The 14572-nt window shown below is 68.1% G+C and carries 14 protein-coding genes; 8 read left to right on the top strand and 6 right to left on the bottom strand.

Translation table 11 applies throughout. The annotated features are described in order from the left end of the window. Positions 1 to 170: 170 nt before the first annotated feature. Positions 171 to 479, bottom strand: coding sequence for a hypothetical protein (locus ACLJPX_RS19975; RefSeq protein WP_410601436.1), 309 nt, complete (start codon positions 477 to 479; stop codon positions 171 to 173). Positions 480 to 658: 179 nt separating this feature from the next. On the opposite strand from ACLJPX_RS19975, the gene ACLJPX_RS19980 reads away from it, so the two are divergent. Genes ACLJPX_RS19980 through ACLJPX_RS19990 form a run of 3 tightly spaced genes read left to right on the top strand, consistent with a single transcriptional unit; the run spans position 659 to position 4119 of the window. Beyond that, positions 659 to 2320, top strand: coding sequence for a circularly permuted type 2 ATP-grasp protein (locus tag ACLJPX_RS19980; protein ID WP_410601437.1), 1662 nt, complete (start codon positions 659 to 661; stop codon positions 2318 to 2320). A 12-nt stretch (positions 2321 to 2332) separates the two neighbouring features. Continuing rightward, positions 2333 to 3280 (top strand): alpha-E domain-containing protein, encoded by a 948-nt coding sequence (locus tag ACLJPX_RS19985; protein ID WP_101611442.1) that lies wholly within the window; start codon positions 2333 to 2335, stop codon positions 3278 to 3280. Then, the gene (locus tag ACLJPX_RS19990; protein ID WP_101611443.1) at positions 3277 to 4119 is read left to right on the top strand and encodes a transglutaminase domain-containing protein; all 843 of its coding nucleotides are present in this window, start codon (positions 3277 to 3279) and stop codon (positions 4117 to 4119) included. Before ACLJPX_RS19985 ends, ACLJPX_RS19990 begins: the two co-directional genes overlap by 4 nt. Before the next feature lie 4 nt (positions 4120 to 4123). Here ACLJPX_RS19990 and ACLJPX_RS19995 read toward each other — a convergent pair whose 3' ends face one another. Both ACLJPX_RS19995 and ACLJPX_RS20000 read right to left on the bottom strand, forming a co-directional pair. Further along, complete coding sequence (locus tag ACLJPX_RS19995; RefSeq protein ID WP_410601439.1) at positions 4124 to 5128, bottom strand: FecCD family ABC transporter permease; 1005 nt, start codon at positions 5126 to 5128, stop codon at positions 4124 to 4126. Continuing rightward, positions 5125 to 6156 carry a FecCD family ABC transporter permease gene (locus ACLJPX_RS20000; RefSeq protein WP_410601440.1) on the bottom strand — a complete coding sequence of 344 codons (1032 nt, stop codon included), beginning with the start codon at positions 6154 to 6156 and terminating at the stop codon, positions 5125 to 5127. Before ACLJPX_RS20000 ends, ACLJPX_RS19995 begins: the two co-directional genes overlap by 4 nt. 67 nt (positions 6157 to 6223) lie before the next feature. Here ACLJPX_RS20000 and ACLJPX_RS20005 point away from each other — a divergent pair, with 67 nt between their 5' ends. Beyond that, the gene (locus ACLJPX_RS20005; protein WP_410601441.1) at positions 6224 to 7222 is read left to right on the top strand and encodes an ABC transporter substrate-binding protein; all 999 of its coding nucleotides are present in this window, start codon (positions 6224 to 6226) and stop codon (positions 7220 to 7222) included. On the opposite strand, the gene ACLJPX_RS20010 is transcribed toward ACLJPX_RS20005, so the two are convergent. Then, positions 7219 to 8076: an alpha/beta fold hydrolase gene (locus ACLJPX_RS20010; protein ID WP_410601442.1), complete on the bottom strand. Its 858-nt coding sequence runs from the start codon at positions 8074 to 8076 to the stop codon at positions 7219 to 7221. The genes ACLJPX_RS20005 and ACLJPX_RS20010 overlap by 4 nt on opposite strands. Before the next feature lie 84 nt (positions 8077 to 8160). Further along, positions 8161 to 9573, bottom strand: coding sequence for a M20/M25/M40 family metallo-hydrolase (locus ACLJPX_RS20015; protein WP_410601443.1), 1413 nt, complete (start codon positions 9571 to 9573; stop codon positions 8161 to 8163). Between the two features lie 373 nt (positions 9574 to 9946). Here ACLJPX_RS20015 and pdhA point away from each other — a divergent pair, with 373 nt between their 5' ends. From pdhA to ACLJPX_RS20030, 3 genes are read left to right on the top strand one after another with little or no spacing between them, the layout of a single operon-like run. Next, the gene (pdhA, locus tag ACLJPX_RS20020) at positions 9947 to 11152 is read left to right on the top strand and encodes a pyruvate dehydrogenase (acetyl-transferring) E1 component subunit alpha (RefSeq protein WP_410601444.1); all 1206 of its coding nucleotides are present in this window, start codon (positions 9947 to 9949) and stop codon (positions 11150 to 11152) included. A gap of 1 nt (position 11153) precedes the next feature. Further along, positions 11154 to 12146 carry an alpha-ketoacid dehydrogenase subunit beta gene (locus ACLJPX_RS20025; protein ID WP_410601445.1) on the top strand — a complete coding sequence of 331 codons (993 nt, stop codon included), beginning with the start codon at positions 11154 to 11156 and terminating at the stop codon, positions 12144 to 12146. 16 nt (positions 12147 to 12162) lie between these two features. Next, on the top strand, positions 12163 to 13518 hold the full coding sequence (locus ACLJPX_RS20030; protein ID WP_410601446.1) for a dihydrolipoamide acetyltransferase family protein: 1356 nt from the start codon (positions 12163 to 12165) through the stop codon (positions 13516 to 13518). A gap of 62 nt (positions 13519 to 13580) precedes the next feature. On the opposite strand, the gene ACLJPX_RS20035 is transcribed toward ACLJPX_RS20030, so the two are convergent. Continuing rightward, positions 13581 to 13892 carry a DUF6191 domain-containing protein gene (locus tag ACLJPX_RS20035; RefSeq protein WP_410601447.1) on the bottom strand — a complete coding sequence of 104 codons (312 nt, stop codon included), beginning with the start codon at positions 13890 to 13892 and terminating at the stop codon, positions 13581 to 13583. A gap of 102 nt (positions 13893 to 13994) precedes the next feature. Here ACLJPX_RS20035 and ACLJPX_RS20040 point away from each other — a divergent pair, with 102 nt between their 5' ends. Further along, positions 13995 to 14564 carry a TetR/AcrR family transcriptional regulator gene (locus ACLJPX_RS20040; RefSeq protein ID WP_101611451.1) on the top strand — a complete coding sequence of 190 codons (570 nt, stop codon included), beginning with the start codon at positions 13995 to 13997 and terminating at the stop codon, positions 14562 to 14564. Positions 14565 to 14572: the final 8 nt, after the last annotated feature.

Consider the following 14572-nt stretch of genomic DNA (forward strand, 5'->3'; position numbering starts at 1 on the left):
ACTCATCCGGCGGCAATCACAGCACTACGACGTTACAGCGCCGTTTCGGCCGTCACTCGTCCCGAGGACGGGATCGAGCCGACCTCGGTCCCGATGGGTCACGACAGGGGGCTCAACCGGCCCGGCAGGTGAAACACGGTGGGGCGCCGAAGCGCCCCACCGCCGCCTTACTACTTGTTCCAATAATCGAACTTGTAGCCGTTGTAGCAGATACCCGCACAATTGGGGTCGACAGGAAAGTACTGGAGCGGCCCGACGTTGTAATAGCGGGCGAAGTCGCTCCGCTCACGGACACAGCTATTGTAGTTGTGGCCGCACCAACGGCTCTTGACATCCGCTACGCCGACACTGGTCGACGGAGCCGCGGCACCGTCCTGAGCAGCCGCCGCGACACCCGGAACAGCCAACGCCGCCACTGCGGCACCGGCCACGACGAACGCCTTCACAAAATTCTTCACAATTCCCCTTGAAAATTGCATCGAAAATTCAGATCCTGCTTATCCAGCAGATAATGCGCGAGTCATCACATGGCGAAACGCCAAACAGAATCCAACCTTCCCCAGTCAGGTTTGAATACGCCCGGGGAGGCTAGCATCAGGTTGATCATTGCAACAAGCCAACCCCGGTGGCTCGCGTCGGACGGGGTTCATGGGTCACGATGGCCCCCATGAACAACAACCCGGCGCCGCGCCTCCCACCCGCGGGCCGCCGCCCGCGGACGACGACGTCGGCACGGCGGGCGGCGAAACCCGGAGCGCAGTTCGACGGCTATCTCTCGCCGATACGACCGCACGCGGGCGCGTACGACGAGATGTTCACCGCCGACGGCACGGTCCGCCAGCCGTACCGGGCGCTGTACGAATCGATTTCCGCGCTGACCTCCACGGATCTCTCGTCCCGCTCAGCGGCGATCGACCGGGCCATGGTGGATCAGGGCATCACGTTCTCGCTGTCCGGCCAGGAACGGCCGTTCCCGCTCGACCTGGTGCCGCGGGTGATCACATCCGCCGAATGGAGCAAACTCGAACGCGGTGTGGCGCAACGGGTCCGCGCGCTCGAAGCCTTCCTCGCCGACATCTACGGCGACCGGCAGATCCTGCGCGAAGGCGTGCTGCCGCGACGGCTGATCACCTCGTGTGAGCATTTCCAGCGTGAGGCGTTCGGGATCAACCCGCCCAACGGCGTCCGCATCCACGTGTCCGGTGTGGACCTGGTGCGCGACGAGGAGGGCACGTTCCGGGTGCTGGAGGACAACCTCCGCAACCCCTCCGGGGTGTCGTACGTGATGGAGAACCGCCGCACGATGGCGCGCGTGTTCCCGGATCTGTTCGCGCAGCACCGGGTCCGCCCCGTCGGCGACTACGCCTCGCATCTGCTCCGCGCGCTGCGGGCGGCGGCCGCGGCGAACGTCGCCGATCCGATGGTCGTCGTGCTCACGCCCGGTGTGCACAACTCCGCCTACTTCGAGCATTCGCTGCTGGCCCGGCTGATGGGGGTCGAGCTGGTCGAAGGCCGCGACATGTTCTGCCGCGACAACGTCGTCTACCTGCGCACCACCGAGGGCGAACAGCAGGTCGACGTCATCTACCGGCGGATCGACGACGAATTCCTCGACCCGGTGCACTACCGGCCGGATTCGGTGCTCGGCGTCGCCGGGATCCTCAACGCGGCCCGCGCGGGCAACGTGGTGGTCGCGAACGCGGTCGGCAACGGCGTCGGGGACGACAAACTCGTCTACACCTACGTGCCCGAGATGGTGAAGTACTACCTCAACGAGAAGCCGCTGCTGCCCAATGTGGACACCTTCCGGTGCTGGCTGCCGGACGAGTTCGACTACGTCATGCAGCATATGGAAGAACTGGTGGTCAAACCGGTCGAAGGCTCCGGCGGGTACGGCATCGTGTTCGGTCCCGAGGCGACGCCTGCCGAGCTGGCCGCACTGAAGCGGAAGGTCCGGGCGCACAAACGCGGCTGGATCGCCCAGCCGGTCGTCCAGCTGTCCACCGTTCCGTCCAAAGTGGACGACCGACTGGCACCGCGGCACGTCGACCTCCGGCCGTTCGCGGTCAACGACGGCAAGGACATCTTCGTCCTGCCCGGCGGGCTGACCAGGGTCGCGCTCCCCGAAGGCAGCCTGGTGGTCAACTCGTCACAGGGTGGCGGTTCCAAGGACACCTGGGTACTGGCCCCGCGCTCCTCCACCGCGGAGCGGGAGCTCGATCAGCCCGCGCTCGGCGCACTGTCCCAAGTGGATGGTCTGGTCGCCGAACAGGGACCGGAGCTGACCACGACTCAGCAACAGCAGCAGCAACAGGCATAAAGGGAGGTTGATGTGCTAGCCCGCAACGCGGAATCGCTGTACTGGATCGGCCGGTATGTCGAACGCGCCGACGACACCTCCCGGATCCTCAACGTCTCCGTGCACCAGCTGCTCGAAGACGCGAGCGTCGACCCCGACCACGCGAGCCGCCAGCTGCTCGCCGTCCTGGGCATCTCGCCGGAGGGCATGGACTCGCTCGACGTGTGGAAGCTGACCGAACTGGTCGCCTACGCCAAGGACAATCCGGCGTCGATCGTCGGCTCGATCAACTCTGCCCGAGAGAACACGCGCGGTGCCCGAGAGGTCGTCTCGACCGAGCTGTGGGAATGTCTGAACGCGACGTGGAACGCGGTGCCGGACAGACAGCGGTACGCGCGCCGCGCCGGGCCGCACGCTTTCCTTTCCTTCGTGGAGGAACGCGCGGCGATGTTCGCCGGGCTCGCGGATTCGACGATGAGCCGCGACGACGGCTGGCTGTTCATGGTGCTCGGCCGGTCGATCGAACGCGCGGACATGGTGGTGCGGCTGCTGCTTTCGCGGGTCCAGGACAGCGCGTCCTCACCCGGCTGGATCACCGTGCTCCGCTCGGCGGGCGCGCAGGACACCTACCTGCGGACCTACCGCGGCGCGCTCGACGCCGCCCGTGTCGTGCAGTTCCTGATGCGGGACACGCTGTTCCCGCGGTCGGTGTTCCACGCGCTGCGCCAGGCCGAGGAATGCCTGGAGCGGCTGGACCCCGGCGTCAATTCCCGTGCCAACGAGAAGTCCGAGGCGCTGCGCCAGCTCGGCCGCGCGCGCAGCGAACTCGAGTTCCTGCGCCAGTCCGATCTGCTGGACGACCTGCCGAAACGGCTCGGCGCGCTGCAGACTTCGATCAAGGACATCGGCGACGCGGTTTCGGTGCAGTACTTCCATTCGTCGCCATGGGTGGCCTGGAGCGGTGCGGAGGTTTCGCTGTGACCTGGCAGCTTCGGGTGGCCCACCGGACGGGATACCGGTACGCGACGCCGGCCACGCAGTCGTACAACGAGGCACGGCTGACCCCGCGATCCGACCGGCGGCAGACCACCGTCGTGAACCGTGTCGAGACGACGCCCGCGACCCGTGCTTACCGGTACACGGATTACTGGGGCACCGTCGTGACCTCGTTCGACCTTCACGCGCCGCACACCGAGTTCACCGTGCTCGCGACGTCGGTCGTCGAGACCGCCGACGAAGGCGAGCCGATCCGTTCGGCGTCGTGGAAGGACCTGCGCAGCGACACCGTGGTCGACCACCGCACCGAGTACCTGACCCCGACGGCGTACACGCCACGCGATCCGGACCTGACGAAGGTCGCGCGCGAACTGCGGAAGGGGCTCGACCCGGCGGAGTCCGTGCTCGCGATCTGCGAATGGGTCAACAAGCAGCTCAAGTACCAGCCGGGGACGACCGGCGTGCACAGCACGGCGACCGACGCCTGGCGTGCGCGGGAAGGGGTTTGCCAGGACTTCGCGCACGTGACGCTGGTGATGCTGCGCGCGATCGGCGTCCCCGCGCGATACGTCTCCGGGTACCTCCACACGAAACCGGAGGCGAAGCTCGGCGAGACCGTCGAGGGCGAAAGCCACGCCTGGGTCGACGTCTGGACCGGCGGCTGGTGGGCCTACGACCCGACGAACGCGATCCCGGTCGGGACCCGGCACGTCTGGGTCGCGTACGGGCGGGACTACGCCGACGTCGCGCCGCTCAAGGGCATCTTCACCGGCGGCGGTCAGTCCACTTTGGACGTCTCGGTGCAGCTGACCCGGCTGACGTGAGCCGTCAAGCCCGGCGGCGCAGCAACAGCCAGAGCAGGTAGCCGCCGCCGAGGGCCGCCGCGACCACGCCCGCGGGCAGCAACGCCGACTCCAGCAGACGTTGGCCGAGGTAGTCCGCCGCGACGACCAGGGTCGCGCCGACGAAGGCCGACGCCATCAGGTTGGGCCCCGGCAGGCGCGTCATCCGGCGGGCCAGTTGCGGTGCGGCGAGGGCGATGAACGGGAGCGGACCGGTCGCGGCGGTGGCGGCCGCGACCAGCGCGACGGCGACCACCACCAGGGTCAGCCGCACCCGGGGGACGTCGACGCCGATCCCGGTGGCGGTGTCGTCCCCCATCTCCAGCATGCGCAGCGCGCGGCCGTTCGCGAACACGACCGGGACGAACACGGCCATCGCGATCGCCAGCGGTACGAAGTAGCTCCAGTCGCGGCCGGAGAGGTCACCGACGAGCCAGCCGACGGCCTGCGCGGCGGCTTCGAGGTTCGCCTTCACCAGCAGGTACGAGTTCACGCCGACCAGCACCGCGCTGACCGCGATCCCGAGCAGTACCAGCCGCGAACTCAGCAGGCCGTGCGGCGCGCACAGCGCCATCACGAGCAGCGCGGTCAGCAGCCCACCCGCGAGCGCGCCGAGCGAGACGACGCCGGGACCGGCACCGAAGAACAGCAGCGTCACGATGCCGCCGGTCGCCGAGCCGGTGGTGAACCCGATGATGTCGGGGCTGCCGAGCGGATTCCGGGTGATCGTCTGGAAGATCGTTCCCGCCAGCGCCAGCGCGGCGCCGACGAGGATCGCGACCAGCACTCGCGGAAGCCGTCCCATGACGACGAGGTACTGCGCCTTCGTGCCCGAACCGGCGAGGGTCGCGAGCACTTCGCCGGGGCTCATCTCGTAGTCCCCGGTACCGACCGAAAGCACGACGAGGGTCAAGGTCACCAGGGCCAGCGCGGCGACGACGACCGTCGATCGTCTGTCCAAACCGGATTCACGGTGGGCGAGCGCGGTCATCGGCGCACCGCCTTGAGCCGCCGGGCCACGATCACGAAGGCGATCCCGCCGACGACGTCGGTCATCACCCCGACCTGGATCTCACCCGGCGAGCCGAGCAGGCGGCCGAGGACGTCGCAGCCGAGCAGCAAGACCGGTCCGAGCAGGGCCGAAAGCAGCATCACCCAGCGCTCGTCCTGGCCGATCAGCGACCGGACGACGTGCGGGATCATCAGGCCGACGAAGGCGATCGGCCCGCAGGCCGCGGTCGCCGCCGCCGACAGCAATCCGACGGCGACCATTCCGGCGACCCGGACCAGCGCCGGATTCGCGCCGAGCCCGCGCGCGGTGTCTTCGCCCAGCGCCAGCGCGTTCAGCGCGCGGGCCAGCACGATCGCGATCACCACGCCCGCGACGAAGAACGGCAGCAGCACGGACAGCTGATCGAGGTTGCGGTTGACCAGCGAACCGACCAGCCAGAACCGCATGGCCTGCAGGTTGTGCGTGTTGATCATCTGCATGCCCTGGTTGATCCCGACGAACACCGCCTGGATCGCGACACCGGCCAGCACCAGCCGCAGCGGGCTCGTCGCGCCGCGCGTCCCGCCGATGATCGAGACCAGCGCGGTTCCCACGAGTGCTCCGGCGAAGGCGAACCAGACGTATTCGCCGGGCGAAGTCACCGAGAAGACCGCTGAGCCGAGCACGATCGCGACGGCGGCGCCGTGGTTGATGCCGAGCAGACCGGGCTCCGCGACCGGGTTGCGGGTGATCGCCTGCATCAGCGAACCCGCGAGGCCGAGCGCCATCCCGACCAGCAGGCCGAGCACCGTGCGGGGCAGGCGATCGTCGCGGACGACGACGTCGTTGTAGCTGCCGTCGTAGGCGAACAGAGCGTGGAGGACTTCTCCGAGGGAAAGCCGGTTCGAACCGAAGCCGATCGAGAGCAGGACGACCGCGGCGAGGGCGATCAGCGACCCCATCAGGACCAGCGTTCGCACGGAGACGCTGGTCCGGGGTGATCTGACGCGCTCCGTGACCTGGACCATGGCGTTCACAGTAAGCGAAGGCTAGCCTAACCACGAAATCCGGCTCCATGGCGAAAGAAGATCTCGAATGCACCTCTCCCGACGCGGCTTTCTCGCCGGCACCGCGGCGCTCGGCGCCACCGGCCTCCTGACCGCCTGCGGCTATCAGGAAGAGGCGCCGTCGCAGGGAGCGGGCACGACGTGGTCCTTCACCGACGACCGCGGCCGCAAACTCGAAGGCGAGCGGCCGACCCGGATCGTCGCGCAGGTGACCGCCGCGGCGGCGCTGTGGGACCTCGGCGTGAAGTCGGTCGGGATCTTCGGGCCGTCGAAGTTCGCCGACGGCAAACCGGACCCGCAGGCGGGCGGCGTCGACCTGAACACCGTCACGTCGCTCGGGAACGTGTGGAACGAGTTCAACTTCGACAAGTTCGTCTCGCTGAACCCGCAGCTGCTGATCAGCGTGATGTACCTCAAAGACCAGATGTGGTACGTCCCGGACACGCAGACGGAGAAGATCGACAAGGCCGCGCCGAGTGTCGGCGTCCGGCTGCAGGACATCTCGATGCCCGAGGGGATCGCGAAGTTCATCTCGCTGGCGAAGGCACTCGGTGCCGACACCGAGACCCCGGCGATCCAGGCCGCGAAGGCCGAGTACGAGAAGGCCGACGCCGCACTCGGCGAGGCGGCCAAGAAGGCCGCCGGACTGAAGATCCTGCTGGTGTCCGCGCAGAAGGACGCCGTCTACGTCTCGAACGCGCCGAAGTTCGCGACCTCGAAGCACTACCAGAGCAAGGGGCTGGACTTCGTCACGCCGGAAGCGCCGGACGAGAGCCAGGGCGGCTACTACCAGCAGATCAGCTGGGAGAACATCGGCAGGTACCCCGCCGACGTGATCATGTACGACAGCCGCGGCGGTTCGCTCTCGCTCGGCCCGGACGGGCTCGGCGGCGTGCCGACCTGGGCCCAGCTGCCCGCGGTGAAGGCCGGGAAGCTGATCCCGTGGAACAACGAGACGCCGTTCTCGTACCAGCGGTTCACGCCGCAGCTGACGGAACTCACCGCGGCGCTGAACAAGTTCGCCTAGCCCAGGAATTCCCGCAGCGCCGCCGCGAGATCGGCAGGGTTGTCCTCGGCCAGGTGGTGACCGGACTCGATCGCGAAACCGCGGACGTCCTCGGCCCATTCGCGCCACACCGCGATCGGGTCGCCGTAAAGGTCGGCCATGTCGTCGCGGCTGGACCACAGCATGAGCAGGGGACAGGCCAGTTTCCGCCCCGCCGCCTTGTCCGCGTCGTCGGCTTCGCGATCGGGCCCGAGGCCCGCGCGGTAGTCCTCGAGCATCGCGTGGACGGTCTCGGGATCGTGGATCGCGCGCAGGAAATCGGCGTGGTTCTCGGCGCCCATCGCTTCGGGATCACCGCCGTACCAGGCGTCCGGATCCGCGTTGATCACACGCTCAGCCGGTTTCGCGAGCTGGCCGAAGAAAAACCAGTGCCACCATTTCCGGGCGAAGTTCGCGTCGGCGCGAGCGAGCGCCTCGCCGATCGGGACGCCGTCGAGGATGACCAGCCTGGTGACGGCCTCGGGATGATCCATCGCCAGCCGGTGCGCGACGTAACTGCCTCGATCGTGCCCCGCGACGGCGAACCGCTCGTGGCCGAGGTGCCGCATGAGCGCGACGATGTGCCGGGCCATGGCGCGCTTCGAGTGGGCGGAGTGGTCCTCGGTGGTCTCGGGTTTCGAGGACTGGCCGTAGCCGGGGAGATCCGGGCAGACGACGGTGAACGCGTCCGTGAGCCGGGGCGCGACGTCGTACCAGGTGGTGTGGGTGCGGGGGTGTCCGTGCAGGAGAACGAGGGGCGGACCTGAGCCGCCGTGGCGGACCCTGAGGGTCACCTCGCCGACGTCGACGTTTTCGAGCTTGAATCCCTCGAACATGATCCTCCAGAGAGTGCAATGAAAGGCCCGTTACTTGCAAATTTTGCAAGTAACGGGCCTTTCATTGCAGCCTGAGCGAGGAAATCAGCTCCGTGCGTGCGCGTCCAGGATGTGCGCGACCGCCTCGGTGACCCGCTGCGCGAAGTCGATGTTCAGCCACTCGTCCGGCACGTGGATGTTCGAGTCCGGCCCGCAGGCGCCGGTGACCACGAACTGCGCCTCCGGGTACTTCTCGCCGAGCAGCCCCATGAACGGGATCGACCCGCCCATGCCGTAGCTCTTGTGCGGCGCCCCGAAGACCTCGCCGCTCACGTGGTGCAGGACGTCGTCGAGCCACGGCGCGGTGGCCGGCGCGTTCCAGCCGTTCTCGGCCTGGAAATCGCTCAGCTCGACCGAAGCGTCGTAGGGCACGTCGGTGGTGAGCACGCGGCGGACGGCTTCCATCGCGGTCCTGGCGTCGGCGGTCGGCGGCAGCCGGAAGCTCAGCGTGAGGGTGGTGCTGTCACGCAGCACGTTGCCCGCGTCGGCCGGGAGCGGGAAGCCCTCCGCGCCGATCACCGACAGCGTCGGCCGCCACGAGTTGTTGAGCAGCAGTTCGAGGTCGTCGTCGGACACCGGGCGGCCGACCACCGGGAAGAGCGTCTTCGCCGCGCCGGGCGCGATCTCGACGACGCCGCGTGCCTCGTCGACGCGGTTCTCCGGGATGTCGACGCTCAGTTCGGCGAGCTTGATCTCGCCGGTCTCGACGTTCTCGATCCGGTCGATCAGCGCGCGCAACACGCGGAACGAGCTCGCCACGATGCCGCTGGCCATACCGGAGTGCTGCGCCGATTCGAGCACCTTCACGGTGACGTTGACGTGCAGCATGCCGCGCAGGCTGGTGGTCAGCCACAGTCGCTTGTAGTCGGTGCCGCCCGCGTCGAGGCAGACGACCAGCGAGACCGCGCCGAGCTTCTCCTTCAGATGCTCGACGTAGGCGGGCAGGTCCGGGCTGCCGGACTCCTCACCGGTCTCGAGCAGCACGACCGCGCGGGAGTGCTCGCCACCGGCGGCGCGCACGGCTTCGATCGCCGTCGTCGCCGCGTAGCCGGAGTAGCCGTCGTCGACGGCGCCGCGGCCGTAAAGCCGCCCGTCGCGGATCACCGGCGTCCACGGGTCGAGCCCCTCGGACCAGCCGCCGACCGGGGGCTGCTTGTCGAGGTGCCCGTACATCAGCACGGTGCCCTTGTCGGCCTCGTCGGACGTCGCCGGGATGTCGACGACCAGCAGCGGGCTGCGGCCTTCGAGTTCCACGACCTCGAGCGTCGCGCCGGGGATCTCCCGGGCGGCGATCCAGGAACGGACGTGCTCGACGGCGGCGGCCAGATGACCGCTCTTCGCCCACTCCGCGTCGAACGCCGGCGACAACGCGGGGATCGCCACGAGGCCGGACAGGCTGGGAAGGACGTCGTGCGTCCAGTTGGAAACCACGGTTTCGCGTACGGATTTCTGCTCCACGTCCGCCATCCTGCCACGGGCTCCGGCACGTGTGATGGGTCACAACGGCGGGCACGGATCGTCATCGATCAAGCCGGACACGGCACCCGTCCGGGCTCACCGTCCGCTGGTCGGCCCGCGAGTGAAACCCCTACTTTCGGCGGCCCCACACTCGGGCGTCCTAGCATTTTCCCTGTTCAGGCACCCTTTCTCAGCAACAAATCAGCATCCGCCACTGACCAAAACGGCGTCCGGCATGCCAGGATGTGCGCACGAACCGTCAACGCCGATGGTGACCCAGCGCTTCAGATCCGACGCGCTGGTCCCCGCCGGCGCAGTCACTGTGGCCGCCACAAGTGGCCGCCAGAGGCGCCGACATCAAGGAGAGCAGCGCATGCCGTCCGAACACTGGACGCACCCGGAACCTGGAGATGGCCCCGCCGCGGTAGCGGCGCAACCGTCCCCCGAACAGGTGATCGCCGGTTTGCGAGCAACGAGCGAAGGTGGCGCTGAGCTGACTCAGCTGCTCACCCCCGAAGGCGAACGGGTCTCCTCGCCGCAATTCGACCGGTATGTCGACGACATCGACGCCGAAGCCCTCAAGGGCCTGTACCGCGACATGGTTTTGGTCCGCCGCGCGGACCGCGAAGCCAACGCGATGCAGCGTCAGGGCCAGCTCGGCATCTGGGTCCCGCTGCTCGGGCAGGAGGCCGCGCAGATCGGCTCCGGCCGCGCGCTGCGGAAGCGGGACATGGCGTTCCCCAGCTACCGCGAACACGGTGTCGCGTACGCCCGCGGCGTCGACCTCAAAGAGGTGCTCGGCATCTTCCGCTGCACCGACCACAGCGGCTGGGACTACAAGGAGCACGGCTTCCACCCGTACACCATCGTGATCGGCAACCAGGTGCTCAACGCTGCCGGGTACGCGATGGGCCAGAAGTTCGAAGGCAAGGTCGGCGACGACGACAGCGAAGCGACCATCTGTTACTTCGGTGACGGCGCGACTTCGCAGGGCGACGTGCACGAAGGCTTCGTCTGGGCCGCCGTCTACGACGCGCCGCTCGTGTTCTTCTGCCAGAACAACCAGTGGGCGATCTCGGAGCCCACCGAACGCCAGTCGCGCCTGCCGCTCTACCAGCGCGCCCGCGGCTACGGCTTCCCCGGCATCCGTGTCGACGGCAACGACGTCCTCGCCTGCCTCGCGGTCTCCCGCTGGGCGCTGGAGGAGTGCCGTCACGGCAACGGCCCGGTGCTGATCGAGGCGTTCACCTACCGGATGGACGCGCACACCACCACCGACGACCCCACCCGCTACCGGCTCTCCGACGAGCTGGAGGAGTGGAAGCTGAAGGACCCGATCGAGCGCGTCCGGGCGTACCTCGCCCGCGGTGGCGGCGCCGACCAGGCGTTCTTCGACCAGGTACAGGCCGATTCGGACGCCTTCGCGGCCGAGCTGCGCGAGTACTGCTTCAACATGCCCGAACCGCCACCCGAGCGAATCTTCTCCAACGTGTACGCGGAGTCCACGCCGATGCTGGACGCGCAGCGCGAAGAGTTCCTGTCCTACTTGGACGGTTTCGTCGGGGCGGGTGAGCACTGAAATGGCAGACCTCCAGAAACTCACCATCGGCAAGGCGATCAACCTCGGCCTTCGGCGTGCCATGGAAGAGGACCCCAAGGTCCTGATCATGGGTGAGGACGTCGGCAAGCTCGGCGGCGTCTTCCGCATCACCGACGGCCTGCAGAAGGACTTCGGCGAGCAGCGCGTCCTGGACACGCCACTGGCCGAATCCGGCATTATCGGCACCGCGGTCGGCCTGGCCGTCCGCGGTTTCCGCCCGGTGTGCGAGATCCAGTTCGAGGGCTTCATCTTCCCCGGCTTCGACCAGATCGTGAGCCAGGTGGCGAAGCTGCACTACCGGACGCAGGGCAAGATCAAGATGCCCATCGTGATCCGGGTGCCGTTCGGCGGTGGCATCGGCGCGGTCGAGCACCACTCGGAATCGCCGGAATCGCTGTTCGCACACATCCCCGGTCTCAAGGTCGTGTCGGTTTCGAACGCCGTCGACGCCTATTGGGGCATCCAGCAGGCTATCAAGGCCGACGACCCGATCCTGTTCTTCGAGCCGAAGAAGCTGTACCACTCCGGCGCGATGAAGTCCGAAGTCGACGTCGACGGCACGCCGGACCAGCTGTTCAAGTCCCGCGTCGTCCGCGAAGGCACGACGGCCACCGTCGTCGCGTACGGCCCGTCGGTGAAGGTCGCGCTCGACGCGGCGGCCGCCGCCGAGGACGAGGGCAAGTCGCTGGAGGTCATCGACCTGCGGACGCTGTCCCCGCTCGACCTGGAGCCGGTTTTCGAGTCGGTGCGCAAGACCGGACGGCTGATCGCGCTGAGCGAGGCGCCGTCGGAGTCGTCGCTGACCTCGGAGATCGCCGCGCGCGTGCAGCAGGAATGCTTCTACTCGCTGGAAGCCCCCGTGCTTCGGGTGACCGGATTCGACACGCCGTACCCGCCTGCCAAGCTCGAGGAGCACTACCTCCCCGACCTGGACCGGGTGCTGCACACCGTCGACCGTTCACTCGCCTGGTAAGGGGGAATTTCCTGAAATGCCCGAGTACAAACAGTTTCCCCTCGCCGACACGGCGGAAGGGCTGACCGAAGCCGACATCATCGCCTGGCAGGTCAAGCCGGGTGACACCGTGACGGTGAACCAGATCGTGGTCGAGGTCGAGACCGCGAAGGCCGCCGTCGAACTGCCCATCCCGTGGGCGGGCGTCGTCACCGAACTGCTCGTCGAACCGGGGCAGACGGTGGAGGTCGGCGCGCCGATCCTCACCATCGACGTCGACCCCGGCGGCAAGGCCGCCCCTTCCGCTCCGGCACCCGCTGCCGCGAAGGAAGAGGAGCCTGCCGAGGAGGAGATGAAGCCGCTGGTCGGCTACGGCTCCAAGGCCGTCGTCACGTCGCGCCGGGCGCGGAAGGGCGCGGCACCCGCCGCTCCTGCTCCCGTAGTCGCCCCCGCCGCCCCTGTCGCCGCGGTGGCCGTCGCTCCCGCGGCGCCTGCCAAGCCGAAGGGCGGATACGTACCGCTGGCGAAGCCGCCGGTGCGCAAACTCGCCAAGGACCTCGGCGTCGATCTGCACGCGCTCACCGGCACCGCCGACGGCGGCGTCATCACCCGTGACGACGTGCACGCCGCCGCCAACGGCTCGGCTCCGGCCGCCTCCGTCCAGTCCGTTGTGGACAGTGGCTACGACCCCGCGACGCGGGAACGCCGGGTGCCGATCAAGGGTGTCCGCAAGGCGACCGCGGCCGCGATGGTGCAGAGCGCCTACACCGCCCCGCACGTCACGGAGTTCCTCACCATCGACGTCACGCCGATGATGGAATTCCGGGAGAAGCTCAAGAAGTCGCGCGAGTTCGCGGGAGTCAAGGTCACCCCGCTGACCTTCGCGGCGAAGGCCGTCTGCATGGCGGCCAAGCGCACTCCGGACGTCAACGCGGTGTGGGACGAGGCGGCGCAGGAGATCGTCTTCAAGGACTACGTACACCTCGGGATCGCCGCGGCCACCCCGCGCGGGCTCGTCGTGCCCAAGGTCCGTGACGCGGATTCGATGTCCCTCAAGGAACTCGCGATCGCGCTCACCGAGCTGACCGACGTCGCCCGCGAGGGCAAGACCACTCCGGCGGCCATGCTCGGCGGCACGATCACCATCACCAACGTCGGCGTCTTCGGCGTCGACACCGGTACGCCGATCATCAACCCCGGCGAGTCCGCGATCCTGTGCCTCGGCGCGATCAAGGACACCCCGTGGGTGGTCGACGGCGAGATCAAGGTGCGCAAGGTGCTCCAGCTTTCGCTGAGCTTCGACCACCGCGTGGTCGACGGGCAGCAGGGTTCGGAGTTCCTGGCCGACGTCGGCGCGCTGCTGGCCGACCCCGCGGTCGCGATCACCTACTGAGTCGAGTACATGAAGGCCCCCTTCCTTGCGTTAGGCGCAAGGAAGGGGGCCTTCATGTACTTCTAGGCTTTGGGTGGCAGCTGGATGCGCGCGACCCCGGCGTCGAGGTCGACGCGGCCGCGCGGCGGAGCACCGTCGGCGTCTTCGTCGCGCATCATGATCTCGACGCGCTTCTGCTCCATCTCGGTGCGCTTGCTCGCGTAGTAGAACGCGAAGAGCTCCTCCATGCCGAGCGCGGTCGCCATGCGGTTCTCGACGTCGGACTTCTTGCGCCGCCAAGGCAGCTTCTTGCCGCCGGCGATCTCCAGCACCATCAGCACGGCGAGGAAGATGAAGAGGCCGGGGATGGAGATGGCGAACACGATCAGCTCCATGGACCGAAGGTACCGCGATTCCTATTCGCTTGACGGAGTGAGCACTCACTCCGCACACTGGAGAGCATGACGGAAACCACCGCCCGGCGGAGAGCGCCGGGAATGAGCCCAGAGGAACGGCGCCGGATGATCGTCCAGTCCGTGCTTCCACTGATGGTGGAGCACGGCGCCGGGGTCACCACCAGCCAGATCGCCCGCGCGGCCGGGATCGGCGAGGGCACCGTCTTCCGCGTCTTCAAGGACAAGGACGAGCTCTTCGCCACCTGCTTCGCCGAGGCACTTAAGCCCGACCAGGTACTCGACGCCATCGCGGTCATCGACCTCGAACAGCCCCTCGACGACAGGCTCGTCGAGGCGGCCGACGCGCTCAGCGCGCACCTCCAGCGGATGGGTGCGCTGATGGCCGCGATGCACGGTTCCGGCAAGCGGCCCGCACACCGCGAGCACGGCGGCAGGGACCGGCGACGGGAATCGATGAGCGCGATGTGTGACGCCATGGCCGAGCTGTTCGAACCGGAGCAGAAGCGGCTCCGGCTGCCGGCGACCCAGCTGGCGGCGCTTTTCCTGTCGCTGTTGTTCAACGGCCGGATGCGGTTCAGCGAGACCGGCGACGAACCGACCACGATGGAACTCGTCGACGTGTTCCTCCACGGCGCTTTGGGGGCCGAGTGATCGGCCCG

Origin of the sequence: Amycolatopsis sp. lyj-90 (genome assembly GCF_046549035.1) — a bacterium.
Classification (GTDB): Bacteria; Actinomycetota; Actinomycetes; order Mycobacteriales; family Pseudonocardiaceae; genus Amycolatopsis.

Excerpts from the sequence above, each read along its gene's own strand:
- ACLJPX_RS19975 (WP_410601436.1), bottom strand. The coding sequence starts at position 479 with ATGCAATTTTCAAGGGGAATTGTGAAGAATTTTGTGAAGGCGTTCGTC.
- ACLJPX_RS19980 (WP_410601437.1), top strand. The coding sequence starts at position 659 with ATGGCCCCCATGAACAACAACCCGGCGCCGCGCCTCCCACCCGCGGGC.
- ACLJPX_RS19995 (WP_410601439.1), bottom strand. The coding sequence starts at position 5,128 with ATGACCGCGCTCGCCCACCGTGAATCCGGTTTGGACAGACGATCGACG.
- ACLJPX_RS20000 (WP_410601440.1), bottom strand. The coding sequence starts at position 6,156 with ATGGTCCAGGTCACGGAGCGCGTCAGATCACCCCGGACCAGCGTCTCC.
- ACLJPX_RS20005 (WP_410601441.1), top strand. The coding sequence starts at position 6,224 with ATGCACCTCTCCCGACGCGGCTTTCTCGCCGGCACCGCGGCGCTCGGC.
- ACLJPX_RS20010 (WP_410601442.1), bottom strand. The coding sequence starts at position 8,076 with ATGTTCGAGGGATTCAAGCTCGAAAACGTCGACGTCGGCGAGGTGACC.
- pdhA (WP_410601444.1), top strand. The coding sequence starts at position 9,947 with ATGCCGTCCGAACACTGGACGCACCCGGAACCTGGAGATGGCCCCGCC.
- ACLJPX_RS20025 (WP_410601445.1), top strand. The coding sequence starts at position 11,154 with ATGGCAGACCTCCAGAAACTCACCATCGGCAAGGCGATCAACCTCGGC.
- ACLJPX_RS20030 (WP_410601446.1), top strand. The coding sequence starts at position 12,163 with ATGCCCGAGTACAAACAGTTTCCCCTCGCCGACACGGCGGAAGGGCTG.
- ACLJPX_RS20035 (WP_410601447.1), bottom strand. The coding sequence starts at position 13,892 with ATGGAGCTGATCGTGTTCGCCATCTCCATCCCCGGCCTCTTCATCTTC.
- ACLJPX_RS20040 (WP_101611451.1), top strand. The coding sequence starts at position 13,995 with ATGAGCCCAGAGGAACGGCGCCGGATGATCGTCCAGTCCGTGCTTCCA.